General features: G+C 58.3%; 6 protein-coding genes and 1 pseudogene. 4 read left to right on the plus strand and 3 right to left on the minus strand.

Annotation, left to right across the window (positions count from 1 at the left end; genetic code table 11):
• Nucleotides 1-312 precede the first annotated feature (312 nt).
• A complete protein-coding gene (locus ACFFU4_RS14795) occupies nt 313-1,419 on the plus strand; it encodes an NADH:flavin oxidoreductase/NADH oxidase (RefSeq protein WP_377070586.1) in 1,107 nt (368 codons plus the stop codon).
• Here the strand turns inward: ACFFU4_RS14795 and ACFFU4_RS14800 are convergent.
• Nucleotides 1,355-1,717 (minus strand): hypothetical protein, encoded by a 363-nt coding sequence (locus ACFFU4_RS14800; RefSeq protein ID WP_377070587.1) that lies wholly within the window; start codon nt 1,715-1,717, stop codon nt 1,355-1,357. The two genes, ACFFU4_RS14795 and ACFFU4_RS14800, sit on opposite strands and share 65 nt — an antisense overlap.
• Before the next feature lie 109 nt (nt 1,718-1,826).
• Nucleotides 1,827-2,033 carry a hypothetical protein gene (locus ACFFU4_RS14805; RefSeq protein WP_377070588.1) on the minus strand — a complete coding sequence of 69 codons (207 nt, stop codon included), beginning with the start codon at nt 2,031-2,033 and terminating at the stop codon, nt 1,827-1,829.
• A gap of 328 nt (nt 2,034-2,361) precedes the next feature.
• Here ACFFU4_RS14805 and ACFFU4_RS14810 point away from each other — a divergent pair, with 328 nt between their 5' ends.
• The 3 genes from ACFFU4_RS14810 to ACFFU4_RS14820 all read left to right on the plus strand — a co-directional run bounded on the left by ACFFU4_RS14810 (nt 2,362) and on the right by ACFFU4_RS14820 (nt 8,765).
• Nucleotides 2,362-5,652, plus strand: a complete 3,291-nt coding sequence (locus tag ACFFU4_RS14810; protein ID WP_377070589.1) for a PAS domain-containing protein — start codon at nt 2,362-2,364, stop codon at nt 5,650-5,652.
• A gap of 173 nt (nt 5,653-5,825) precedes the next feature.
• Nucleotides 5,826-6,581: a winged helix-turn-helix domain-containing protein gene (locus tag ACFFU4_RS14815; RefSeq protein ID WP_377070590.1), complete on the plus strand. Its 756-nt coding sequence runs from the start codon at nt 5,826-5,828 to the stop codon at nt 6,579-6,581.
• A gap of 201 nt (nt 6,582-6,782) precedes the next feature.
• The gene (locus ACFFU4_RS14820) at nt 6,783-8,765 is read left to right on the plus strand and encodes an ATP-binding protein (protein ID WP_377070591.1); all 1,983 of its coding nucleotides are present in this window, start codon (nt 6,783-6,785) and stop codon (nt 8,763-8,765) included.
• Nucleotides 8,766-9,094: 329 nt separating this feature from the next.
• On the opposite strand, the pseudogene ACFFU4_RS14825 reads toward ACFFU4_RS14820, so the two are convergent.
• Nucleotides 9,095-9,436, minus strand: a pseudogene (locus ACFFU4_RS14825) (transposase); the annotation flags it as partial.
• Nucleotides 9,437-9,657: the final 221 nt, after the last annotated feature.

Below are 9,657 nucleotides of genomic sequence, written 5' to 3' on the forward strand. Positions count from 1 at the left end.
CCGATCAGCAGGTGCAAAGAGTAGCTTGATTTACGCCAGATCCTGTCCAAGAGACGGGGAGTAGCTCCCGCCTCAAACGCAAAGATCGCCCCGAGGGGCGCTAGAGCGTTGATATTGTTTATTATTTTTGGTTGCGGGAGGGCGATTTGGCTTGTGCCGAACAGTGGTTAGGCTGAACAAGGCAAACCCATAAGCTCGGACTCTATATGGGGCAGGTAATGGCACCTTGGAGTTCATCCGAAGTGGTGACAGTGTATCGGCGGCAGACACGTCCCTGCCTCGCACAAGAACACAAGAAAACGGAATATCCGTATGAGCACACCTGCGCTTTTCTCCCCTGCCCGCCTCGGCTCGCTCGAGTTGGAAAACCGTATCGTCATTGCGCCGATGTGCCAATATTCGGCACAGGATGGCTGCCTGACTGACTGGCACGTGATGCATTACGGGCAATTGGCCATGTCGGGTGCGGGACTGCTGATTTTCGAGGCGACTGCCGTAGCGCCCGAGGGGCGGATTTCATGGGCTGATGCCGGGCTTTACGATGACGCGACAGAGGCCGCAATAGACCGCGTCGTGCAGGCCGTGCGCCAGTGGGCACCACCCATGCCGTTGGCACTGCAACTGACCCATGCCGGTCGCAAGGCCAGCTGCTCGCAGCCCTGGAAAGGTGGCAAGCAACTGCCAGCAGATGATCCGCGCAGCTGGCAAACCGTCGCACCGTCGGCTCTGCCTTTTGCGTCAGACGACAGACCTCCGCTGGCGCTGGATGCCGAGGCACTGAAACGTCTCGTCGAGGATTTCGCCTCGACTGCTCGCCGCGCCGTGCGCCTGGGGTTCGATGCGATCGAGCTGCACGCCGCGCACGGCTATTTGATGCACCAGTTTCTATCGCCTCTGTCGAACGCGCGCACCGATCATTACGGTGGCAGCCTGGAAAATCGCATGCGACTGCCGCTCGAGGTGTTCGAAGCCGTGCGCGCCGCGTTTCCGGCTGATCGCCCCGTGACAGTGCGGGTATCGGGCACCGACTGGGTTGAAGGTGGCTGGGACATCGAGCAGACGATTGTCTTCGCGCGGGAGCTAGAGCGGCTCGGTTGCGCAGCCATTCATGTATCGAGCGGCGGGCTGGACCCGCACCAATCGATCCCGATTGGCCCGAACTATCAGGTGCCACTGGCCCGCGCAGTGCGCACCGAGGTGGATATGCCGGTGATCGCCGTGGGTCTTATCACCGAACCGCAGCAGGCCGAGGCGATCATTGGCACGGGCGACGCAGACATGGTCGCTCTGGCGAGGGGCATTCTGTATAATCCACGCTGGCCCTGGCATGCCGCTGCCGAACTTGGCGCTGGCGTCACGGCTCCGGCGCAATACTGGCGCAGCCAGCCCCACAACCTGAAATCGCTCTTTGAGTCTTGACGAGGACGTGGGCGGTTAGGGGGGAATCGAGTACGCCGTATTCTGGCGCCATTGCAGAAACGATCACCGAGCCAGTGACACCCATTTCGATTGCGTCGGCCTGCATCAGGTCGAACATGTCGCGCTCTCGGCCCATCTCGCCGCGAGAGTGCACGGTGATGTCGATGGCACCGTCGGAAGTTTCTGCCAGCGTCTCCGCCATACGTTGAGTGGCATCATCGATGACTGTGCCGGTCATTTCATGGTTCAGGTTTGCGGTCACGGATTGTGCCGTGGGGAGGGCGGGCATGAATTCCATGCTGTGATCCAGCCCCCGTTTCACCGGACACCTAAGCGGTTTCAGTCTTAGCCCTGATGAACTCGAGGGGCGAGCGCCGTTTCAGCCCTGAGTGTGGATGGTTCGCGTTCTAATCTTCGAACCAGCAATCGATCAATCTGAGCGAGATTTCCGCATTCGGCAGTAGTGTCACAGGAACGTAGTCGCGCATGTCCGATGCATGCCCTTTGGCCGCTGCCAGCAACGTCCGCATCGCAGCGCTTGGCCGCGACGCCGCGCTGAAGATGCCGTAAGTGAAATACTGGACCAAGACCTCCTCGAGCCAGCGGAATGCCATGTGCCAGAGCAGTGGAGCAACGGCTCCGTCTGCATCCTTGGACGCAAGTGGAAGCGTTCCCCAATCGCATGAATCTCTACACAATATTGCCAAGCCTCTGCGCAAGGCTTTGATATAGTGGGTTTTCGTCGATCGATACCGTTTGGCTGGAGACCCGCCGACGTAGTTTGTCGTCAGGAATGTTCTCTGGTATTGTCAGGTCGGTTTCGTATCCCTTCGTCTCCCTGGAATAAAGAATAATTAGGGCGCAGTTTGGGGTGGCTCGTGGATGGGGCACACTGCGGTTGGTCGGCTTCGTCTGCCGCCAACAAGAAAATTTGGAGAGACGATGGCGGAGCAGATGCGACGTAGCGACGAAACCGAGCCTCGGATCGGCTCATGGCTCGCTGGAATATTTCTACTATTTTCAGTCCCTTGGATCATTATTGGTGACCTGCTTGTGGCGAGTATTGGCGATGTGGCCGATCTCGAGCTGGTGCAAACCCTCAAGGGTCTGCTGTTCGTCTTCATCTGCGCGGCCCTGGCCAAATATTTCGGCGATCGCTTCCATGCCCAGCTCCTCGGATATTACCGTCGGGAAAGGCGTCTTCGGGAACACCTCGTTCGCGCAGAATACGTCGGCGAGATTGCCAGCTGGGAAAAGGACCTGCGTGATGGACGCACGTTCTGCAGCGAGAACTGCGACGTGCTGTTCGGCACGTCCATCGCTGCCACAGAAAGCTTTGAGGACGTGTTGCGTGCTCACATCCATCCCGATGACGGGGACCGTGTTGCGCAGTTGCGCGGTGACTGGTGGCGCGACGGCGGGACTCTGGAACTGGAATACCGTCTTGCAGACCCTCAAGGGCTGACCAAGTGGATTGAGGAGCGTGCCGAGTTTGTAGAAGGTGAAGATGGAAAAATCCGCTACGCCGTCGGCACGATCCGCGACATTTCGAAGCTGAAGGCGGCCAAGTCTGCAAGAGACGCGGCCGAGGCGCGGGCCGAGCGTCGCGAGGCGCTGGTGCGCATGGCTGCGGAAAAGGCTAGTTTCGGAGGCTGGCGCTATGAACTTGGTGATGAGCACGAGATATGGTCCGATGGAACGGCGCATATCCGCGGCCTTCCGCCCGATATCAAAATTTCGCCGGCAGAGGCTGTGGAGTACTACGCCGCTGGAGATAGTGACCGCATGCGACGTCTCTTCGACGCCTGCATCAAGAACGGCGAAGCCTTCGATGACATCTTCAAGATGAACACCGCCGATGGTCGCCAGATAACCGTCCGAACGCTTGGGGAGCCCCAATTCGACGAAACAGGCAAGATCGTCGCCGTGCAGGGCGCGATCCAGGATGTAACAGAACTCGTGTCCGCGCGAGAGGAGGCTGATCGCCGAAACGCTCAGTTGCAGAGTGTGCTCGCCTCGATCGGGGACGGGTTCGTTACACTGGATACAGCCGGAACCGTAACCTTCATCAACCGTCGTGGCAGCGAGCTGTTTGGCTTGAACCCGGGCAAGGTGCAAGGCAGGAACTTTTGGGATATTTTCCCTGCGGCCCGCGGCTCGCGTTTCGAACACAAGTGCCGGGAAGCAATCGAGACAGGAGAAAGCCGCTCATCCGTTGAGTATGTGTCGGCTATATCGCGGTGGTTGGATGTGAATGTCCATCCGACACCAGGTGGATTGGCGATCTATTTCCGCGACGACAGTGAAAAACAGCATGCACGTCAATGGCTCAAGTTGCTGGAATCTGCAGTGCAAAGCCTGGACGACATCCTGACCGTGGTAAAGGTCGGAACGGGTGAATGGGACGAGCAAGAAGTCATCTACGCGAATAACACCACGGAGAAGCAGCTCGGCTACAGTCCCGAAGAATTCATCGGCAAGTCACCTTGGTTCTTCGTTGATACAGTACGTTCCGGGCGGGCCGTGTCAGAACTGCAGCGTGCCATCAGCGCCGGCAAGTCAGCCACTGCTGAGGTGTTCGTGAACGCCAAGTCGGGTGGGGGAAGGTGGTTCGAAGCCCATACCAGCCCAATTCACGATCGAAAGGGTCAGATCACGCATCGGGTTGCAGTTCTTCGCGATGTCACTGACCGCAAGCGTTATGAAGAACGTATTCTCGAGAGCGAAGAGCGCTTCCGCCTCATTAGCCGCGCCAGTAGCGATGTGATCTGGGATTGGGATATTGCGAACGGATTTTTTTGGCTCAGCGACAACTACGAGGAGGTTTTCGGCTTCGATATCAGTAATGAACCGCAGACATTCGATGCCTCGGTTGCCCGCATTCACCCGGAAGATCAGGATAGGATACGTAACAGTCTTCTGGACGCCATTCAGAGCGAACTGTCCACCTGGAGTGCTGAATACAGGGTGAGAAACGCGCAAGGCGGCTACTCGATCGTTGAGGATCGCGCATTCATCATCCGCAATGCCGAAGGGAAGGCCCTGCGGATGGTGGCCGGCATGACAGATGTGACAGAGTTGCGCGAATTGGATGAGAAACTCCGCGCCTCGCAAAAGCTTGAAGCCCTCGGTCACCTGACGGGGGGCGTCGCGCACGATTTCAATAACCTGTTGACCATCATCCTTGGCAATTCCGAATTGCTGATTGATAGCGTGACCGATCCGGGCCAGGAAAGAATGGCCAATGCGATCCTCAATGCCGCCGAGAGAGGAGCCTACCTGACGGATGGCCTGCTGGCCTTCTCACGGCGCCAACCGCTGGAGCCGGTGCCGGTCGACGTCAACGAACTCATCCTGCGGTCGGAATCCCTGTTGAGACAGGGGGTCGAAGAGGGGATCACGTTACGTTTTGCCCTGGAGGCCGAGGACGCAGTCGTGCTCATTGATCCGGCACGGTTACAGAGCGCAATCCTGAACCTCGTGATCAACAGTCGCCATGCCATCGGGGAGCGCGGCACGATCACCGTGGAAACCTCGACCCGCATCTTTGATGACACGTCGGAGCTCGAGGCCGCAGACTTTGCAGCCGGGCGCTATCTCGCCATTTCTGTTACAGATGATGGGATCGGCATGACCAGGGATGTACAACAGCGGGCGTTCGACCCGTTCTTCACGACAAAGCCTGCAGGGAAGGGCACTGGCCTGGGTCTCAGCTCGACCTACGGGTTCGTGAAGCAGTCCGGGGGCGAGGCGAGGATTTACTCGGAGATCGGTGAAGGAACGACCGTAAACATCTACTTGCCGCTGGCGAAGGAAGAGACGGATGCCGTCGCTCCGCCCTCCCAGAAAGATGTTCCCCCGGGGCGCGGAGAGCACATTCTGGTCGTGGAGGATGATCCCTACCTGCGTCAACACGCCGAGGCCCAGATTCGGGCTCTTGGGTATCGCGTTTCGGTAGCCGAGAATGCCGATGAGGCTCTGGCTTTGCTGGAACAGGACCCGAGTGTCGATTTGCTGTTCACCGACGTGATCATGCCGGGCAGTATGCATGGCGCAGAGCTGGCCCGTACGGCGAGGGCCGCTTACCCGGACCTAAAGGTTCTCTTTACGTCTGGCTATACGAAGAATGTGACCCTGCACAAAGGCCGACTGGACGAGAATGTCGAGCTCCTGCCAAAACCCTATCGCCGCGAAGATCTGGCGCGGCGCCTTCGAGAGCAGCTGGATGCTTAGGTGGCAAAGGCGCTGCGGACGCGAGAGAGAAGCCCGGGGCCCGACCCGCGCGACCGCTTAAATGCGCCGCGCTCGGGCGAATTGTAGTTGCAGGGTCATAAGCTTGTATCAATTTCGGGAATCTTGAATATATTTCTGACTAGTGTCGCTGCGCTACTGAGCAGGAGTTGCTGGTGCTACAACCAAAAGTCCTGGTGCTGGATGATGAGGATGAAATCGCGTCAATGCTGGATCATGCATTGTCCCGAGACGGGTATGACGTAAGCACCGTCAGAACGATCTCCGAGTTTCGGGACAAGCAAGCTGGTGAGGCGTTCGATATCTATATCATCGACCTTGGGCTACCCGACGGCAACGGTATGTCCTTGATTCAAGGACTATCGCGAAACCCGGCTTGTGGTGTCATTATACTGAGTGGGCGCGCCGCGGATACCGATCGTATCGTTGGCCTTGAGATCGGCGCTGACGATTACATACAGAAACCGTTTGGGATGCGCGAACTGGCGGCGCGCGTGCGCGCGGTCTTGCGCCGAACGCAACAAAACAAGAAAGCTCAGGACCACAACGCCAATGCCTCCAGTAACGCGGCTAACACAGAAAGCGCCATTGAGTTCGATGGGTACAGACTTGACCTGGGGGCCCGGCTTCTGTTCGCGCCGGATGGCAATGAGATCGACCTGACCACTGCAGAGTTTAATTTGCTCGCTGCGTTACTGAACCGCCGCGGGCAGGTTCTTGACCGCGACCAGTTGATGAATGCCGTTAAGGGGCGTGACTGGGAGGTCTATGATCGCTCCGTCGATAGCCTTGTGAGCCGATTGAGACGCAAGGTGCCGGCTCCTGAAGGCCGACCCCACTACATCCGAACGGTTCACGGTATCGGATACGCATTTTCCGTTTCGTCCGGCAGCGCTGCCGGTGATCGTTGATGCCAGATGTTCGATCCACCGCGCTCATCATACTCGTCACAAAGGCCGTGGGATAAGTCTGACCGGAGTAAAGGGGAACGCGTGAAGCGAAGTTTTGCCTTTCCTTCGAGATTGCTGACAGCCTGTTCCAGACGAATTAGCATTGTGACATTAACGCTAGTATTCGGCATGGCGGTCCCCGGTCATGCGGAGACCTTGCGGGTGGGCATTTACGAAAACGCGCCGAAGATATTCCGCGATGCTCAAGGTGAGCCTGCAGGCTTCTGGCCTGAGCTCACCCTCGCCATCCTTCAGGACCTTGGTCACCAGGTCGTTTGGGTGGATTGCCAATGGGCTGAATGCCTTGAACTGCTTGAGCTCGATGAGATCGACATAATGCCCGATATGGCTCACTCAGCGGAGAGGGAAGCCCGATTCAAACTTGTCGATCATCCAGCCCTTTACGCGTGGTCGTCAATCCTGGTTGGCGACTCGGTGTCCGTGAATACGATCGAAGATCTGAATGGTCTGCGGATCGCGGTTGTCGAGGACAGCATTCAGGGGGAAGTCCTTCTGGATCGGCTTCGTACCGATTTTGACCAGGCGCGTGTGATCGAAGTCGGCTCCATGGACGAAACGGTGCGACGGCTGTCGTCCGACGAAGCCGATGCAGCGATAGTCAACAGCTTCTTCGCCAGACAGCCTCGGAGGAGGGAGGATATTCGTGTCGCTCCGATCCCGTTTGACGTCTCAACGTTGCACTTCGCATTGTCGCCCCAAAGTGCCGACCTTCTCTTGGAAGCGCTGAATCTGGCGATTTACGAGCAGCAAACAACCCCCGGCTCGGCTTTCAGGAAAGCCGAAAGGCGCTGGATCACTCAGCAGGCCCCGGCGCTTCCAGAGTGGTTCCATACAGCGGCTGCGGCTGTCATAGCGGTTCTGTTGCTATCCTTTGGAATGATCGTCGCCTTGCGTCGTGCGGTCAAAATCCGCACGGCGCGCCTGGAGGACTCGGTCACCTCCCTGAAGGCCGAAATCGCCCATCGAAAGAATGCCGAGGCGAAGGTTCTGGAAGCTCAGAGAATTGAGGCACTCGGACGACTCGTCGGCGGAGTCGCTCATGATTTCAACAACATGTTGGCTGTCATAATGGGCAATCTCGACATGCTGCGCGACGAGATCCGGAACGCGCGGGCTTTCCGCCTGCTCGAAGATGCGATCAGGGCGTCGGAACGCGGAGCGAGCCTGACGAAGCAGCTTCTCTCTTTCGGGCGCCGCGCCTCGCTCAAGCCTGAAGTCCTCGATATCAGCGCCACGATGCCGGACGTGCACCGGATGATCAGTCGTGTCCTGCCCGAGAGTATCCAGGTCGAGCATGATCAAGCCGAAGGAGCATTGAACACCTGCGTCGATCCGGCCCAGTTCGAATCTGCGCTCCTGAACCTCGCGCTCAACGCGCGCGATGCGATGCCGAAGGGCGGTCGTTTGACCATCGAAACCACTGCGAGAAGACTGGATAGTGACAGCGTCGATGTCCTTGAGGCCGATCTTGTACCAGGCAGATATGTCGTCGTGAGCGTCTCTGATACCGGCCACGGGATGCCCCCTGAGGTCCGTGATAAGGCTGTCGAGCCATTCTTTACGACGAAAGAGGTAGGCGCGGGCTCTGGCATGGGACTGGCCATGGTTCACGGCTTCATGAAGCAGTCGAATGGAGGCTTGCGTATCTTGAGCGAGCCGGGCGCAGGAACCACTGTCGAACTGTACTTCAAGCAAACTGACATCCAATCGTCGGCCCCCGGCGCACAGGAAACGGCACCGCAAACCACCCCATCCGGTCGGATCCTGATGGTTGAGGACGACGAGTACGTCCGTAACACTCTCTTAATGCAGCTGGAGAACATGGGTTACCACGTGACTGCGGTCGAAAACGGTCAGGCAGCTCTGGAGCGGCTGACTTCCGGCTTGGATTTCGATCTGCTTTTGACGGATGTTGTGATGCCAGGCCCTTTGCAGGGGCCCAGTCTCGCGGACCGCGTGCGGGAAAGATTTCCCGATCTTCCTGTCATTCTCATGTCCGGTTACGCAGAGCTGGAGGATGCGGAAGGAAGTGGTCCAAGGCGAGACTATCTTCTGCTCCCAAAGCCTGTACGTGCCAAAGACTTGAGAGAGGTGCTGGCATCCAAGCTGGCCGCGAAGGGCTGACTATCTCTTTTCCATCCTAGCAACTTTTGTGGTTGCCGCCCGTGATGCAAGAAGTTTTTGACGCTGTTTGCATGTGATCGCGTGCGAACTTTTGTCAGGCCTTCACGAGGCAGCATTTCCGAAAGCCGCGGGCCGGGATGGTGATCAGCGTTTGAGGTCCAAACCTGCCCCAGCCGAGCGTCCTGTTGGCCGATAGGAACTATGACTCTGACAAAATTCTAAAAATATGGAGGCTCAGGACGTGCTCACCCAAACCCCCATGGATAGTGCCCCTGGACGTGGTGTAGGAACTGGCTTCCACCTGCTTCTTCATAGCTGGTGTTGCTCGTTCACTGAGCGGCGATCATCGCCGCCGCTTCGGTATCGTTGCACATGGCGGTCAGCTTTTCCACCGGCATGTAGCGGCGGGAGACGGCCCACTCGTCATTCTGCTCGAGCATGAGCGCGCCGACGAGCCGGATCACGGCCTCGCGGTTCGGAAAGATCCCGACGACGTTGGTCCGTCGCTTGATCTCCTTGTTGACGCGCTCCAGCGGGTTGGTGCTGTGCAGCTTCGAGCGCAGGCTCTCGTCGAAGGCCATGTAGGCCAGCACGTCGTGCTCTGCCTCGTCCATGAGCTCGGCCACGTCACGGAACCGCTCGCGTAGGCTGTCTGCGGCCTCGCGCCAACGCACCCATCACCCCGCCACCGCCGCCGAAGCGGCGCGGCCGACCGCCGAAAACCAAAAACGGAGCTGCAGATCACTAAACCGGCTGATCACCGGGCCCGTGCAAGTGGGGAATTTTCAAACGGCGGTTTTGGGGAGATTACGTCCGGCGGTTACAGCCGTTGAACTTGTTGGTCGACAGCACTGGGATCAAGTTCCTCGGCGATGGCGAATGGCAGGCGCGC

This window comes from Roseovarius ramblicola, from assembly GCF_042430665.1.
Lineage (GTDB): Bacteria > Pseudomonadota > Alphaproteobacteria > Rhodobacterales > Rhodobacteraceae > Roseovarius > Roseovarius ramblicola.